Origin of the sequence: Capnocytophaga gingivalis ATCC 33624 (assembly GCF_000174755.1) — a bacterium.
GTDB classification, from domain to species: Bacteria; Bacteroidota; Bacteroidia; order Flavobacteriales; family Flavobacteriaceae; genus Capnocytophaga; species Capnocytophaga gingivalis.
Map to the genome: position 1 here is coordinate 1 of NZ_ACLQ01000014.1, position 17,151 is coordinate 17,151.

Here is a 17,151-nt window from a genome sequence, read left to right on the forward strand (position 1 = left end):
CAAGTCTCGACCGGTATTGCTTGACTGTAGGGTCTCTGCACTACCTGGAGTGGTAGCATATTTGTAGATCTTTATCACATAAGGAGCTACTCCCTTAGTTCTATCAATCGCATCTGTTATCGGTAAGTAAGCCGTTCCATCATATACACCTATCACTCCCGTAGACTCTCCTGTACAAGCTACCATGCTGGCAGAAAGACCAGGATTTGTAAGGAAGGCTGGAGTTTCAGCTTTTACTTCCTTGCTTACTATATGTTCACAGCCGTTGGCATCTACCACCTTGAAGTGGTATTCTCCCGCTGTCTTAATCGTTACCAAATAAGTAACTGTAGCTCCCGGTGTAACATTGGTAAGTACATTGCCGCCGTCCGTATCTGTCGTTGGGTTATAACCCGATGGATCTGTAGCTACGCCACCTCGCTTCCAAGTGAAGGTATATCCTCCTGATATTTGGGCACCTCCCTTGGCCTCAATGGTGATCTGCTCTTGTGGGGTGGTACATCCAAAGGCATCATCTGAGCTAAGACCTACTTCCATCACCTGTGGTATCACTACCACTTGGGTAAATTCACAGCCTAAGGCGTCTTTTACTTTTATGGTATAGCTTGCTGGGTTCAGACCATCAAAGCGGTATTCGGTTGGGTTGCCTGGGTCACTTACCCAAGTGGTTCCGCCATCCTTGCTAAATTCATAGCCTCCATTACCATTGTTCACCTGTACCATCACCTCACCTGTCCTACCTGACTGTAAGCACAAGGTTGGGGTCAAGGTTACATCTATATCTATCTTTGCAGGTATAAACTTCTGCTCTATATTCGAGAGACACTCATTCGCATCCTTAATTCTAAACTGATAGTGTACTCCATCGGTAAGGTTCGCCACTGTAGCTGTCGTTCCTGTCCATGTCACATCCGCCGTAGGTACATCCACAAAGTCTGCATCAGCAGGGCCTTTCTTCTGTACTGTATATGGATGTGTTCCACTATGTGTGCGTCCGTAAGCTACACGGATGATCGCTCTGGCTGTCATGTAAGGTGCTATACAGCCCTTAGGAGAGATCTTCACCTCTTCTATGGTCAAGGCAGGAACATCATTGATACGTGCCTCTACCCCACCTGCAGTAATCTCACACAAGGTACCATCTGGGTTTACCATACGTACTTTCAAGGTATGAGCTGGATCCGAAGGCGCTGTCACTGGAGCTGGTATCTTCAGCTCATCTGTACCTACCAAAGTAGTACTTCTATACGCTCCTCCGTTAAGCTGGTACTCAAAGGTAGCCCCAGCCTTGATGTTTCTGAGTTTTACCAATAGGGTACCCTCTCCACCATGGCACTTAGGAGGTTCTACCTGAGTGATGGTTGCTCCAAAGCCTTTGCTTGGCTCTACCTGTACCGAGATAGGCTCTCCCGACTGGCAGTTCTTAGTAGGCTGGATCACTTCTATCTCATCCAGACCCACCGCAGCATTGTTCACGCCCGCTTCTATAATCAAGCGGAACTGGGTGTGCTGGTTGAAGCCTTCCAAATCCTCAAAGGTCACTTCACCACTCTGCCATGTACCTCCCTGCGCTGCTGCTGGAAGGGTACGTACAAAGGCTGTCGTACCTGCCCCCCCTGGATTGGTCACCTGTAGGGTCACTCTCAGTGGTACACTCGCCGCCGTATTGGCATCATTGCCCAAGTTCACATACTTGAACTTCACTGTTGCCTTAGCACGTGGTACCACATTCTGTATATCCTTCACATACAAGCGGTTATCGCTTGGTGCTGTGTGTATCGCATAGTATCTGCCTGTACCTGCCAAAGAGCGGTAGGTAGTTGGAGTGGCTGGTAACTGCTTGGTTACCACATGCACTCCCGCAGAGAGTATGCCTGTTGTCTTAGCAGAACCTACCCCTGTAGGAGCCCCGTCGCTCTCGTCAAGGTCTTCCATGTCGGCAAAGGTCTCATTGTAGAGCTGGTTCACCGACTCGGTAGCGGGTTCTGTATAGTATACTCGAACTAAATATGGCGTAGCTCTGCCTGCCAAACCTGTATAGCGCATCGCATTGCCTAAGTTTGGCGCTTGACGTACGCCGCCGTCCAAGCTATATTCATAGGTATAAGTAGCTCCCCCTGGAGCAGTTGGCGTTACTGTAAAGGTTCCGTTGCCACCACAGTCATAATCCACTGTAGAAGCTGCCAAAGTAGGTTTGGTCAAGTCTTTCTTGGCCATTACCTCGAACTCGGCAATACAGCCATTGCTATCCTTTACAAATACTTTAACCTTAGGATTGGCCTGGCTACCTCCGTCCACCAATAAAGTCCTATCTGGGCTGTAGGAGCCTGTACCTGAGGTAGACATAAACTGATAGCTGCCAGAACCTCCCTTCACCCAGTTCACCTTGAGCAAGAACTTGCCATTGTTGCCATCGCAGTTGTTCGCACTCACTACCCCTATAGAGGCTTCTATAGGTGCTGGAGATTCTATACGTATATCTCGGACAATCTCACAACGACGTCCACCTCCTCCACTATTGAAGAGGTAGCTAAGGGTCACTCTATACTTACCTGCTGAAAGGTTGTTGAACTGTCCTGCAAGGTTGTTCTGTGCTGGGAAGCTCGTGTCCATAGTGCCGTCGGTCTTGTATTTCTCCAACTTCACACTTGGACTTGGTACATTGCTCTCCAAGAACTTAGCCGAGATGCTTCCTCCATGTTGAGTCGCACACGTAAGGTCTACCTTGGTAACCTCTACCGCATAGCGAGAGGCTTGGCTTACCTGTACCTCATTGGTCAAGGCATATCTATCATCATTATCTCGTACCAAGAAGATATATTTACCTTCTCTTGGAACTTCTATCCAAGAGGAGAATACATCTGGTACCGTACCTACTGCATTGGTAGGGGTGATTGCACTTGAGAAGTCACCATCAGGAAGCTGCTCAAATACCTTGCCCGCATACTCTGTCTTGGCCAACTGACCATCTATCTTATATATAAGGTATCGGTAGTTACGTACCCCACCGTATACCGTGAAGTTATATTTAGCTTTGTTACACTCTGTAGTAGACCACTCTCCAGTATATTCTACCTCTGCCTTCATGGTCTCCAAGCGGTTGATCGTTACTGTCTGTTCGAAGGTACATCCATTGAGCGCACCTCCCTTAGCCTTGATCACTATTCTAAAGGTATCCTGACTCCTATTGTTCGGTACTTCCAGACCTGTTACGTCCACCTTGTGCATATTGGCGCCTGAAGCAGGGCCATTTCCTGTGAAGGTTCTACCATCAGAGCGGGTAGCTACGTACTCATACTGTACTCCATGGGTACCCATCTCGAAGTTCGCTGCCCCTAAGCTCAAGGCTGTATGTGGGGTAGGGGTTCCTATTAAGGTTCCTGAGAGTTGGGTGGTGAAGACCTCAAAGTAGAACTCTCTGGTACAACTACCATTGCCCACCTGTAAGCGGTACTTACCTGGGGTAGTACCTCCTATGGTAAAGCTCCTATCGGTAGATACTGTAGACCAGCATGCCGCACTGGTATTATAACAGTTTGGCTGGTTGGCATTGCTACAGCCTGAGCCCTCTTTCTGCCATTTTACTCCTGACTGGTGGTAGGCTACCTGCAATACCTTGCTGCCTGTACCTCCACAGAAGTAGAAGTGGCTTTGCCATTTGGTGTTATCCGTAGCACATACCCCGCCTACATTGCCCGCTAAGGCTCTGATAGGATCTACCGTGGTATCACTCTTGTCCACCAAGCGGATCACTTCTGTAGTCTTCGCCTCAATACCACTACAAGTGGCTATCTTCTCTACTGTATAGTAGCCTGCCGCACTTACCGCTTGGCTACTAGTGGTACTTGCCAATGGAGTCAAACTACCTGGCTGTCCACTATACCACTTATATGAGGTATAGCCTGTACCCAAAGCTGTAAGCGTGAAGCTACCACCGCAGTAGAGTTCCTCGCGTGGACAGGTGGCACGACTGTCAATCTCTGCCGCAATGCCGTCCCCTTGGATGGTATTCTCTGCCACACATCCTGCTCCTCCTACACTATAGATAAGTTTAGGTTGTGCTGTAAGTATTGCCTGACATGCATTCACATACGCATCACAACCCTGATCCTGCTTGATCTTGATCGGAATATATGCTGAGCGTTCCGCATTCTGTGCCAATACACCTCCGGTGATATTTGCCAAGATCAGTACTCTCGGGTTGCCTGTGTCATAGCTTACATTCACCGCACCGCCCAACTGTGAGGTAACTATCGCAGGGTCATTCGCTGCAGGTAGCTCATAGTTGGTGTTCGTGTTATCCGGTAGGGTAATCCTCAAGGCGCCTGTACTGATAGAAGTAGCTGTAGTGTTCTTGAGCGTTACCTTATAATATACTGTACTTCCTTTGGCTACCGAAGTGAGGGCTGTAGTGCCGCCCACATTGGCCACAAAAGAACTGGTGATCTGAATATTTACGTTCGGAGCCGTTACCGTTACCTTAAAGCTCTTAGTAGCTGCTGTGCCCCCTGCTATCTTGCCCTCTACCTTATAGGTTACTGTAGATTCGCCCACAGGAAAACCATTCCAGCTGGTGGCTGGCGTATTACCATTGGCATCCGGCGTAGGGGTATATTTACTTCCGTCTGGCTTGGTTACCTCCCAAGTGAGCTTGTAGCCACACCCCGCCGTGTCATTGATCGTAGGGGATGTCCAGCTTACATCCGCTGCACACTGGTTCACTGGCAGTACTCCTGTCTTATCCGATAAGCCTGTGATATCCGATGCCGCAAAGTTGCTGCGGATCAGGTTCACCTGCTTCTTGGCGGTATCCTTAGATACTGGAGTACATCCAAAACCTGATTTCATCTTATAGGTAACCCAGTACTCTGCATCCACCGTAGGATTCAAGGTGATCGAAGGACGCGTCTTGTCCGCTACTCCTGAAAGAGCAGTAGCAGGACTTGACTTCCACTCCAACTCATACAAACTCGCTGGTAAGTCCACACTCAATGTCAATGGAGTACCCGCACATGCCATCGCCGCTGATGTACGTACCTGTGGATTCTGCAAAGAACCAAACTCAGGAACAGGTACCAAACGATCCAAACAGCCTGATTCAAACTTCACTTCATAACTGTCACTGCCAGATAGCTTAGGTATATTCTGAAATGTAGCAAAGGCATCCTCCAAACTCGTAGGACGAGTAGCTACCCTTACAGGAGCTACCTGCGTACCATCCGAGTGAGTAGCTATCGCCTTTGTCCCTCCCGATACCTTATATAAAGTATAGGTAATAGGATATTGTGGCTCAGATCCCGCAGGCAACTCAACCCTTACCATCCCTGAACTCGCATTCGATGGATCACACATACCGATGTTAACCGTTGGAGTAACATCACTATATCCTCTAATCTCAAATTCTTTGTAGATCAGTGTTTTACATATAAATCCTTTTCCTCTTTCTGTAGGTTGGAAATGATACATATATCCTCTTTCGTCTGCTACATCCAAAGGTACTACAGAATGGTAACAAGGTCCTAAAGTAATTCCTAAGATATACTTTCCTGGAGGAAGATCTTTTATCTCTTGCTTATAATACTTTCTGGCAGGATCTGCTCCATCGGTACCAGGTATACCAATAGCTTTATAAGCTGAGGAACCTACTCTTTTGTGTATAGGTTGACCATTATTCAGATCTTTGAAGACATACATTCCCCAAAATCCAGAAGAAGTAAGCTTATCCACACTGGCTTCAAAGACTACCTTCCCCCTACTTGATTGTCCCCCTTGTGCACAATCTGTAGTTACCTTAGGTTCTTTAATATCAAAAGAAACATCATTAATCGCATTTATATCAATAGTAAATGACCTTGTTGACCCACATTCATCAGATAACTTTACATTATATTTTCCTGTAGGAAGGTCGAACATTTGATATAGGTTTTTATTCCCTAAATTCATACTTGGATAGAAAACTTTTGTCCAAGGGAATTTGTACCTATATGTTCCTGCTAAGTTCCAAGGGCCTCGTACAGTAACATCCTGAATGTTAGGCTGTCCATCTGCTCTTTCTATTGTTACTGTAAGCTTATTGTTGTCTGTTATGAAATCCAGTCCTGCGAGTTGAGAATTATCATGTCCTAAGAAAAATTTATTTCCTCTTCCTGATATATCTAATACTCCTCCTATGGATCCTCCTACCGAATGTCTTATAGCTGATAGTGTATTAAATCCTGCAAGCTCTGATTGAGTGAATACTTTGGAAAGATAATGTTTGCAATTCTTTGTATTTGTTCCATCAAGTGTTCCTGTTGCTTCTGCATATTCTACTTGATAGGAAGTAGCTGTAGTATTATGTATTTTTACTTCATGAACATTTCCATTTATCTCATCAAAAAAAGTAAATAGTCCATCCCCTCCTATAGTAGGAGTCTGCCAAGTCCCTGATAGGTTTACTCTACTCTGCAGACCCGTAGTATTACAGAAAGCATTATAAAAGGCTCTTCCACTGGCCAATTGAAATCTAGTACTGATAACCACATCCTTGTCACAAGGATTTGATGTAGCCGTATTTGGCAATATTTTAATATTAGATTCAAGTATGTTGGTTGGAGGAGTAACTGTATGAGTGAGATTCCTTGTCACTCCATTACAATCTGAATAGTCTACAGTAATGACATCTCCTTCCTTTACAAGATTAGTCATTGTATGCACCCTCGGTCTCCACCAATTCCAAAAACGGAATTCTTTATTAGCTCCATATAAGACTCCTTCTGTATCTGTCCCAGATACTGGTAAAGCATCATTTTTATCAAACTCATTGGTAAATACAGTCGTTCCTCCACGAGTAACTTTGATAGTAATCTTATAGGGGAAATAGCGACTTTCCACCATTCGCTCATTATAATGTGATGATATAGCAACTTTGTAATCATTACAATTAGCACAAGATGGAACAAGGTGAAGATTTAAGTAATCAGGAGAATAGACATAGGGATTGATCAAAATCCTCTCTGCAGTACATCCTCCTCCTTCTATTGTAACCTTATAATTCTTATTAGCTTCTAATTTTTTACCTGCATCAGGCTCTATATTTAGAACTACTCCTGCAGTAGCTGTAACAGCCCTAGTGTTTACAAGCACTTCATTAGTATCTTTATTGATTACCTTTATAGTATAGCTTCCTGAAGTATGTACATCTAAGGCAATCACACCATTGGCACCTACTGTCTGTCCAGTTTTCAATGGACGACAAGTTTCCATAGTCAGGTTACGAATAAAAGAACCTGACGCAGCCTGTGTAGTAATGCTACGCACGTTTTTCGGCTCAGTAAGAGAACAAGTTCCCCCACCAGCACGATCTTCCACTTCTATATCATATTTTGTACTTGGCTTAAGACCTGTGATATTAACAGTTGTCTCAGTCCCCGTTTTATTAGTAGCAGGGGAAGTAAAGGTAGGAGTTGTCGCCCCAAAAGCATAGAACTTCACTACAAAGGGACCAGAACCATCCTTAATCTTGAGCGCCACTTTTCCGTCAGTTGCACATTCTCCTGTAGCGGCTGTCTGTGTAGCTTTGGTCATATCCACAGAGAAGCGCCTATAGGTACTCACCACCGTAACACTCAATGCAGTAGGATGCGTATCGCTACCATCCTTCTTTTCAAGCTTTACCTTATAAGTTCCTGAGGAGAGGTTAGCGAAGTCTGCTTTCCCTGCGGCAGAGAGGTTCTGTCGTGCTTGCACCGCACCAGCACTGTCGTACAAGACCGCCCAGTACTGGCTAATACAATTGGTATCGGCAGAGGCCAAGGCAACCTTGACACTACCGCCACAGGTAGTATTCTCCACTGTGGCCGTATAATTCACGCGGCACTGCTGAGCGCGGCTGAATATCGGTACCAAAAGCAATAGGTATAAAAATAATCTCATAATATGCTTGGTTTTTTCTGTTAGCAAATTGTTCCCCCTCCCCCCGAAGGGGAGTGGGATAGTTTAGGTTTTTAAATTTGGTTTATACAAATTGTGATTAAACAAATTGCAATTCATCATTTCGATGGGTGAATTGCAATTCTGTGGGCGAACTGCGATTCTGTCGGCGAATTGCGATTCAATGGGCGAATTGCAATTCGCCCCTACGGAGCCCAATATTATCTAAAAATAGCTTCTACGGCCATAAGGACACCACTACCAGCGAGGAATCCCAAAAGGGCAAGCCAAGAGATGTGTTTTACATACCAGAAGAAGTCGATCTTCTCCATACCCATGGCAGCAACACCTGCAGCAGATCCGATGATAAGTAAGCTACCTCCTGTTCCGGCAGAGAAGGCGATGAAGTGCCAAATAGAGGCGTCCATTCCTTCCTGGAACATACCGATAGCAGCAGCTACCAAGGGAACATTGTCAATGACCGCAGAGGCAAAGCCCAGAATCATTACTACTATATTGGTATTAGGAACCACCTCCTTGAGCGTGCCAGCAAAGTGGAACAAGCTACCTGTAGACTCCAATGCGGCTACGGCCAATAGGATTCCTAAGAAAAATAATATACTGGAGTGCTCTATACGTCCTAAGGCTTTGTGCACTGAGAAAGTTGGCTTGGCTTCCTCACTGAGCTCGCTATTGGGCTTGAGCAACTCGGAGAAGAACCATACAGTGGCCAAAGAGAACAACATACCCAAGTAAGGGGGCAGGTGGAACAAGGACTTGAACACCGGCACAAAGATGATTGCCAAGACTCCTATAGTAAGGATAGGGGTACTGCTCTTGTAAGCCTCGGTCTTATCCATCTGAGGGATTTCTAAGCGTCCCTTGAAGATAGGCATTAGTGAAGCGATTGCAAAAGGCACTACAAAACAAAGCACTGCAGGCAACACTACATAGTCAACAAGACGTGCCGCGCTGACCTTACCCGCCATCCAAAGCATGGTAGTAGTCACATCGCCTATAGGAGACCAAGCGCCTCCGGCATTGGCAGCAATTATTAGGAGCGAAGCATACCAAATACGTTCCTCACGGAAAGGTACGAGCTTGCGCAAGATGGTAATCATTATTATAATAGTAGTCAAATTGTCAATGAGCGCAGAAAGGAAAAAGGCTACAATCCCGAGTACCCAAAGGAGTTTTTTCTTCTTACGTGTTTTGACCATTTTTTTAATGATCTCGAAGCCACGATGCATATCAATAATCTCAACTATGGTCATCGCCCCTATGAGAAAGAAGAGGATTTCGGCTACCTTTCCGAGATGATGAAGCAACATGCTATCAATAGCCTCGGGGTTTCCTCCCTGAAATTTGTCAGCTTGGGAGATAAGCCCTCCTGTTTCACTAACTTCAAAAACGCTTAAATCGGCAGTTTTCAGGATTGTCCAGCACATAACTGCCATACCTAAAGCGGAAATAGTTTTGTCAATTTTGACCTGGTGTTCGACTGTAATAAACAGATAACCAATGAAAAAGACTGCTACAATAAGATATTCCATCTCGCTAATTATTAATTTGTTTTTCAGGCTGCAAGTTATAAAAAATTTATCAAAAAAACCAACATTCGTGAAATATTTTTTTCTACAATTGTTAATAACTTTTTTTAATGATTAACGATTAATGATCAATGGTTAATGGTTAATGATTAATGATGTGCGGTGAAAAAAATTACATTTTTTCTTTTTATTTTGTAAAAAAATGTACCTTTGCGATATTATAAAGAACCAAAAATCAATTCTATGATACCAAACTTTCAATATCCTACTCCTATAGATCGGGAGGTGAATTGGGATAAATCGAAAACCATTATGAGTCGTACGGATGCAGCAGGCGTTATTGACTATGTCAATCAGGTGTTCTGTGACGTATGCGGCTACTCAACCGAAGAACTCTTAGGCTCTCCTCACAATATTATCCGCCATCCAGATATGCCAAGGGTGATCTTCAAAGTGCTTTGGGATAATATCCAACAAGGGATCAACTTCCACGCAGTGGCGAAGAACTTAGCCAAATCAGGAGAATACTACTGGGTAGTAACAGACTTTGATATCATCAAGGATGCCCAAGGGAAGATCGTCAGTTATCTAGCTCGCCGTACTTCTGTACCTACTCAAAGTGTGGAAAAGTATATCGCTCCCCTCTATGCCAAAATGCTACAAGTAGAGGCAGTAGGAGGTATGGAAGCCAGCGGAGCTTACCTTGCGAACTTTCTTAAAGAAAATGGTTATATCGACTATATAGACTATATCGAAAATGCAATACTTGAGTTTAAGTAAGCGGAGAATAGTAAACTACCTATTACCTAATGAGGTCTTTTTTTAGATTTATACCATAAATATTATAGAGTGAATATAAAATAGAGAATACCCATTCCCTAACAATCTAAAAAAACAATAAATTATATCTCTATGAATAACTATGCCTATTAGGTAAGACTCTTTCAATGTGAGGATAAAGATGCAATCATTGTTCCTTAACAAATTAACTACTAATATTCTTTAACTCTTTATTCACATTTATATAGTGAAAAGTGAAGAATATCCTTGAGAGGGATATTCTTCACTTTTGATTTTTCTGTTTATTAGGACAAATTGTCCCTCATACTTGGTTCACTGCTTACTGCTGACTTTAAGAAAGAGGTAGGTCATACTACCTAAGAGGGCGGAGGTAAGGGAGGCTAAGAGAAAACTACCTACAAGGTATTGGGAAAGATTATTCATAAGAAACTCCTGAGTGATCTTACCTTCGGAGGGGAGGATGTCTCCACCGACAAATAGCGACCCTAACTTAAGCGAAGCTAAACCTAAGAAAGGAATCATAGGAGGAATGCTGATATTGGAACAGAGGAAAGCTAAGGACTTATTCAGTCCTAAGAGAGCAGCTAAGGAGAGGGTGATCAGGGTCTGGAACCCCCAGAAAGGGGCAATGCCAAAGAAAAGTCCTAAGGCTACTGAACAGGCTTTGTTGCTATGAGAAGCGTTGCTCTCCAAAAGATCTTCTCTAAGAAACTGAGAGAAGCTTTTTTTTTTGAACTTCCTAAAGAAATTTCGAGGCTTTATATAAAGAAAGGCGATGAGCACCAAACAGGTATTGAGGAGACTGATACGCATGAAGTCGCGCAAGGGACGGAAGTGAGACACACGCTCGGCAGGGTCGTAGAGGACACGAACGGGAACATTCTCCACCGCTACACCACGCCATGCCGTACGCACTAGGACTTCTATCTCGAACTCGAACTTACCCGAGAAGTATCGCTTAGGGAGCTGTGATAGGGGGTAGAGGCGATAGCCCGATTGGGTATCGGGTAGGCGGATACCGGTCTCGAGGTGAAACCAAAAGTTGGAAAACCTGTTGCCGAAGCTGCTTTTCTTAGGCACTGACTCGCCTGTCATATCCCGACTCCCTACCAAGAGTACAGGCTCGGTGCGCCCCTGAAGGGCACTGAGAAAGGTAGGAATATCCTCAGGGAAGTGCTGCCCGTCGGAGTCGATTGTCAGGGCATAGTCATAGCCCTGAGCCAAGAGGGTGCGGAAGCCTATCTTGAGAGCATTGCCCTTACCTTGATTTTTAGGTAAGGTAATAACCCTGACCTGAGGAAACTCAGAAAGCACCTGAGCAGTGTGATCTGTCGCGCCATCATTGACCACCCATACTTCCTGAGTATAGGAAAGTACCCCCTTAAGAACACGGGCAAGTGTAGGGGCATTGTTATAGGTAGGAATCAGTATGGCGTAGTTCAATTTAACTAAATTTTTCGAATCCCTTACCATAGACAGCTTCGACGTTGGTTCGGGTGACAAAGGCATCGGGGTCTATGCTATTGACCAATCGGAAGATAGTAGTCCCTTCTCCCCTACGAGCAAAGACAATAATGACCTTCTGAGGATTCTTGGTATACCAACCTGTACCATCCACTACGGTACAGCCACGCTTGAGTTCTGTATTGATATGAGTGGCTATTTCCTCGTACTTCTTCGAGAGAATAATGACTTGTATTGCCTGTTTAGCACCATTCATAATCACATCCACTGCCTGATACATAACAGGTAAGAGAATAAGCCCTAACACCATTTTCTCCATAGTATATCCCTTGAGGACAAATATAGAAGATGTCACCACAAGTACATCCACTAAAAGAAGAATACGAGAGATACGTATTTTGAAATATTTAGTTACCAAGAAACCAATAATATCCACTCCTCCGGTACTTCCATTAACCGAGTAGACCATTCCTAAGGCTACTCCCATGAAGATACCTCCTAAAACAATAGCAATAAAGGGGTCATGTACCACGGGGTTGGCCAAGAAGTAGGGCTTTAGATACATCTCCCCGAGCCTCACCCCGAGAGTAAGCATCCCAGCTCCTATAATGGTATTGATAACAAATTTTTTTTCCAAAGGACGAAATGCTAGTATCAAAAGAGCAAAATTGACCACTAAAATAGTGGTAGAAACTTTGATCCCTGTAGCATAGTTCAGAAGCAATGCAGCTCCTGCCAACCCTCCAGAAACAATCTGATTGGGCATGATAAAGCCTGTAAGCCCAATGGTGTAGATAGCTATGGCCAGAGCCATATAGAGATAATCTTTGATATAGAAAGATTTCAAATACTCAATGGTGTTGCGTTTTTTATCCATAACACAAGCTATTATTGCTATTTTTTTTCGTGGCACAAAAATACGATTTTTTTAGAGTAAAAAAAGATTTTTGAACAATATTTTTTCAGCCAAAAATAAAAATATTTTTGTACCTTTGCGAGGTCCGTGAAGAGTGAAGAGTGAAGAGTGAAGAGTGAAGAGTGAAGAGTGTAGCCAAGCGAATGAGCTTGGGTATGTGGTGAAGAGTGAAAAGTGAGCGGTCTTACTAAGGACTGCTGTCTACCTTTTAATTATCCTATTCGAAGCTCAGGAAAATATATAAAAGAAGATTTAACACTCCCTACAGCCAAAAGGCTAAGTTTTATGTCTTAGGGACTGAAAATTAATAATTAATAATTAACAATTAACAAAGTGTCTTTTTTTTCAACAGATTTTACTTTAGGCATCCTCGGAGGAGGACAATTGGGCAAGATGCTCCTTTCCCAGACCCTCAAGTGGGACATCCGCACACTTGTGCTTGACCCAAGTGCAGAAGCCCCTGCACGCTTGGGCTGCAATGCTTTCTTTCAGGGCGACCTGATGGATTATGATACAGTATACCGTTTTGGCAAACAGGTGGACTTGCTTACCTTTGAGATAGAGAATGTAAATGTAGATGCCTTGGAACGACTCGAGAGTGAGGGGGTCAGGGTATTCCCTACTCCAAAGAGCCTGCGCATTATTCAGGACAAAGGCTTACAAAAGGTTTTCTATAAAGAACATGGTATCCCCACGGCTCCTTTTGAACTTTTCTCCTCTGTTGCCCTACTGCAAGAGGCTGTCAAGGAGGGGCGCTGGTCTTTTCCTTTCGTCTGGAAGAGCACCCGCTTTGGATACGATGGCAATGGAGTAAAAATCGTCCGCCAAAAGCAAGACCTTGACACACTCCCCGATACCCCTTGCTTGGCAGAAGTTTGTGCTCCTATCGAGAAAGAATTGGCTGTGATCGTTGCGCGTCGTCCCAGTGGAGAAGTGGCCTTATATCCAGTGGTAGAGATGGAATTCCATCCCGAAGCCAACCAAGTAGAATATGTACTTTGCCCTGCACGCGTTCCTTCTACTATCAGTGAGAAAGCACAAAAGATAGCCCTACAAGTAGCCGAAGCCTTTGGCAGCATTGGTCTTTTGGCTGTGGAGCTATTCCTTACCCAAGAAGGAGAAATATGGGTGAATGAAGTAGCTCCACGCCCGCATAACTCAGGTCATTACTCCATCGAGGCCAGTTACACCTCGCAGTTCGAACAACACCTAAGAGCCATTTTAGACTTGCCTTTGGGTAGCCCCAAAAGCAAGGTAGCCGGAGTAATGGTAAACCTTGTCGGAGCAGAAGGCTATGCAGGAGATGTTATCTACCAGCATATAGAAGAAGTATTAGCACTGGAAGGAGTGACCCCTCATATCTATGGAAAACGGCAAACGCGCCCTTTTAGAAAAATGGGGCATATCACCATCACCCATCCCGACATAGAAACCGCCCGTGCCATCGCCCAAAAAGTAAAAGAAACAATTGCGGTGGTCAGTGAGCAGTGAACAGTGAGCAGTGAGCAGTGAGCAGTGAACAGTGAGCAGTGAACAGTGAACAGTGAACAGTGAACGGTGAGCAGTGAGCAGTGAGCAGTGTAGCCAACTGGATATGTGGGAGGAATATAAATTGCTTATATATAATAGCCAAATGAATGAACTACTTAAAAGAAATACAAATTCTTAAAACCGAGCTTGCTCTTCCCTTGCAGAAAGCCAAAACCCTATTAGAACAAACCGCAGGCGATATCCCCGCCGCCATAGCCTTCTATCACCAAGAAAATATAACCTCTATAATGGCAGAAACCGAATGTGAGCGCTGGGAAGCCGAAAGTGTATACGAGCGTTTCAATTATAATGTCGAAAAGGCTGTAAAACACATATATAGTACCTCACTAACTATAAGTGTTAATGGTGAAAGAGACAAAAGCGAAAGAGGTATGGGCTATCTCATCAGTGCTTTGGATGGCAATTTGAACAATCTGCCCGAGCGCTCTATCTTTATCCCAATAGAAGATTTTGATCAATATCTTTTAGAAGATTTTAAGTCCGTATTTCCCCTATACCAACCCCAGTGGGACAAAGTCGAAAACTATTTCAATTGTACAACCAGCAATGTTTTTGACTCCACCACGTGCCGAAAAATCATCACACAACTGCGCCAACATACATTTACCGATGATAAAGTAAAGATTTTTATAGAAAAAATTATCACCGATGTAGAAGAAAAACTTTCCACCTGCGCCTATATAGAGGTCTATGGGAACATATAAAAATAAACCAATGAAAGAACAACTCCACCGTATCCAACAGAAATTAGCCCAAGCCAAAGAAGCTGATAAGAATTTAGAAGTATTCGGTGCCGATACTCACCAGTACCACCTCAACCCGCCCGTAAGCGAGGCGGAAGTCCTTGCTTTTGAAAAGAAATATGGCGTACAACTCCCCGAATGCTATCGTGCCTTTATGCTTACTGTAGGCGATGCTAAAGCTAAAAAATCAGACTTTATAGCAGGACCTTATTACGGCTTGTATGCCTTTGGAACTTCTTTAGATAGCCTACTCTACGAAAAAATAGAAACCTACCTCAAAGCGCCTTGCAACCTTTCTCCTGATATGACTCAAGAAGAATGGGAAACGCTCTCCGATCCACTATTGCCCTCTGAAGAAGAGGAAGAGGAAGAAGACGATGATAAGTATTTTGCCGAACGAGCAAAAGTATTTGGCGGACTTCTGCCTCTGGGAAGTCAGGGCTGTACCTATGAACACGCCTTGGTGCTCAATGGCAAATATGCCGGTCGTGTAGTGAATGTAGATTTAGACCTCTTGCAACCTAAATTTGCTTTCGAAACCAACTTCTTAGATTGGTACGAACGCTATCTTGATGAGGTGATCTCTGGGCAACTTATAGACGACCGTCCTACGTGGTTTGGCTACCATCGGGGCGAACCCGCTGAGGTGCTCCTCAATGAATATGAACACACTACCGACCGCAAAACTCAAACCGACTGCCTCGAGGGGGTATATCATAAAAAACCACCTTTAGAACCTGCTCTATTAGACAAGATAGAAAAGCTCATTGCCTTAGATAATGAAGATAGAACCTTCTTAATTGAAATTCTTACTCAATCGTCTTATGAGCGAGCCAAGCCTTACTTGCAAGATTTGGTAACCAAAGATCCTAAAAAGGTATTTCAGTTCGTATGGTGGTATGCCCAAGACCATTGTGCCGACTGGGTGTCTGTTGTAAAAAAGCTATTGCCTACCATTACCGACGAAAGAACCTTTGATTTTGCTACCTACCTCCTTACGGAAGGAGATGACAATTTCGAGGAAGCGATCCTGCCTTTCACTGATAATGTAAATCCTCAAATACGTAGCACAGCCTACTATACACTCGGCGAAAGCAAGAAAAGAGAACAGTACCTTGATACCTTCATCAAAGGGCTACAAGAGACCGATACCGGTGTTCTTTGCACAGTTATGCAAGCCCTTTCTGGGTTGGAAGACAAACGCTTACTGCCTTATTACAAAGCCATTGCCAAGCGTTTCCCCGAAGAAAAGGATTATATCCTTTCCAACTTAGAACACCGCTTAGCTTCCTTTGGTCTCACCATAGAGGAAGCAAGAAAGTAAAAAAACGAAAAGTAAAGTATGAAAAATAGAGACAAACCAATCTTCCTCAAGTATATAGAAACCCCTATAGGCACTATGGTAACCTGTGCTACCGATAAGGGTATCTGTATGTTGGAGTTCTCCGATAGCAAAATGTTAGAAAGAGAACTACAAAATATTTCCAAAATAGAAAAAGCCCCTATTATAGAAGGAGAGAGTCCTTTTTTCGCGATCTTAGAACGGGAACTCAGCGAATATTTTGTGGGCAAACGTCAGGAATTTTCGGTATCACTACAACCGTTTGGATCTGATTTTCAAAAAAGTGTCTGGCAGGTCTTACGAACCATTCCCTATGGGCAAACGTGGAGCTACAAAGAGCAAGCCATTGCCTTGGGATCGCCCCAAAGTGTACGAGCGGTTGCCAATGCCAATGGCCAAAACCATATCTCTATACTAATCCCCTGTCATCGAGTCATTGGCTCCAATGGTACCCTTACAGGCTATGGTGGAGGCTTGTGGCGGAAGAAGTTTTTGCTGGAATTGGAGGGAGTGGAAGAAGTGAAAAATAAAACCTTATGAACCTTAAGAAGAAAATAGAAAAATCATGGATAGTAAATAAGACCATAGTCCTATTGGACAAAGTCTTTGCCTACAACGAATACTTAGGTTGCTTCTTGATGATAACTTTTTTCTGTATTATCTATGTACTAATGTTCCCTATAATGTTAGTGACATTGCCTATTGTTGGCTTGGCGAATTTGTTTAAGAAATAATAAGAAATAAATAGTGAAGAATGAACCTAAATAGAATAATACATTCAAGGCTCCTGAATACCACTATTGATAAAGTAATCAAAGTCAATGCCTACAACCCTTTATTAGGTTTAGTTGTAATAACAATCGCTCTTTTTGT

10 protein-coding genes are annotated in these 17,151 nt (G+C 43.9%); 6 read left to right on the plus strand and 4 right to left on the minus strand.

Annotated elements, in window-relative coordinates; all coding sequences use genetic code 11:
* Both CAPGI0001_RS04415 and nhaD read right to left on the minus strand, forming a co-directional pair.
* Positions 1 to 7,914 (minus strand): hypothetical protein (locus CAPGI0001_RS04415; RefSeq protein WP_002667166.1); only part of this gene is annotated, 7,914 nt, incomplete at its 3' end.
* Positions 7,915 to 8,132: 218 nt separating this feature from the next.
* Positions 8,133 to 9,464 (minus strand): sodium:proton antiporter NhaD, encoded by a 1,332-nt coding sequence (gene nhaD / locus CAPGI0001_RS04420; protein WP_002667187.1) that lies wholly within the window; start codon positions 9,462 to 9,464, stop codon positions 8,133 to 8,135.
* A gap of 240 nt (positions 9,465 to 9,704) precedes the next feature.
* Here nhaD and CAPGI0001_RS04425 point away from each other — a divergent pair, with 240 nt between their 5' ends.
* Positions 9,705 to 10,241, plus strand: coding sequence for a PAS domain-containing protein (locus CAPGI0001_RS04425; RefSeq protein ID WP_002667235.1), 537 nt, complete (start codon positions 9,705 to 9,707; stop codon positions 10,239 to 10,241).
* A gap of 333 nt (positions 10,242 to 10,574) precedes the next feature.
* On the opposite strand, the gene CAPGI0001_RS04430 is transcribed toward CAPGI0001_RS04425, so the two are convergent.
* Positions 10,575 to 11,705 carry a DUF2062 domain-containing protein gene (locus CAPGI0001_RS04430; protein WP_002667229.1) on the minus strand — a complete coding sequence of 377 codons (1,131 nt, stop codon included), beginning with the start codon at positions 11,703 to 11,705 and terminating at the stop codon, positions 10,575 to 10,577.
* A gap of 1 nt (position 11,706) precedes the next feature.
* On the minus strand, positions 11,707 to 12,603 hold the full coding sequence (locus tag CAPGI0001_RS04435) for a YitT family protein (protein WP_002667207.1): 897 nt from the start codon (positions 12,601 to 12,603) through the stop codon (positions 11,707 to 11,709).
* A gap of 372 nt (positions 12,604 to 12,975) precedes the next feature.
* Here CAPGI0001_RS04435 and CAPGI0001_RS04440 point away from each other — a divergent pair, with 372 nt between their 5' ends.
* The 5 genes from CAPGI0001_RS04440 (at position 12,976) to CAPGI0001_RS04460 (ending at position 17,012) form a co-directional block, all read left to right on the plus strand.
* A complete protein-coding gene (locus CAPGI0001_RS04440) occupies positions 12,976 to 14,133 on the plus strand; it encodes a 5-(carboxyamino)imidazole ribonucleotide synthase (protein ID WP_002667205.1) in 1,158 nt (385 codons plus the stop codon).
* A gap of 146 nt (positions 14,134 to 14,279) precedes the next feature.
* The gene (locus CAPGI0001_RS04445) at positions 14,280 to 14,897 is read left to right on the plus strand and encodes a hypothetical protein (protein WP_002667197.1); all 618 of its coding nucleotides are present in this window, start codon (positions 14,280 to 14,282) and stop codon (positions 14,895 to 14,897) included.
* A 10-nt stretch (positions 14,898 to 14,907) separates the two neighbouring features.
* Entirely contained in the window at positions 14,908 to 16,260 is a 1,353-nt protein-coding gene (locus CAPGI0001_RS04450; protein WP_002667174.1) for an SMI1/KNR4 family protein, read from the plus strand.
* Positions 16,261 to 16,278: 18 nt separating this feature from the next.
* Positions 16,279 to 16,818, plus strand: coding sequence for a methylated-DNA--[protein]-cysteine S-methyltransferase (locus CAPGI0001_RS04455; RefSeq protein WP_002667181.1), 540 nt, complete (start codon positions 16,279 to 16,281; stop codon positions 16,816 to 16,818).
* Positions 16,815 to 17,012 carry a hypothetical protein gene (locus CAPGI0001_RS04460; RefSeq protein ID WP_002667157.1) on the plus strand — a complete coding sequence of 66 codons (198 nt, stop codon included), beginning with the start codon at positions 16,815 to 16,817 and terminating at the stop codon, positions 17,010 to 17,012. The genes CAPGI0001_RS04455 and CAPGI0001_RS04460 overlap by 4 nt, the downstream gene beginning before the upstream one ends.
* The last annotated feature ends 139 nt before the right edge of the window (positions 17,013 to 17,151 follow it).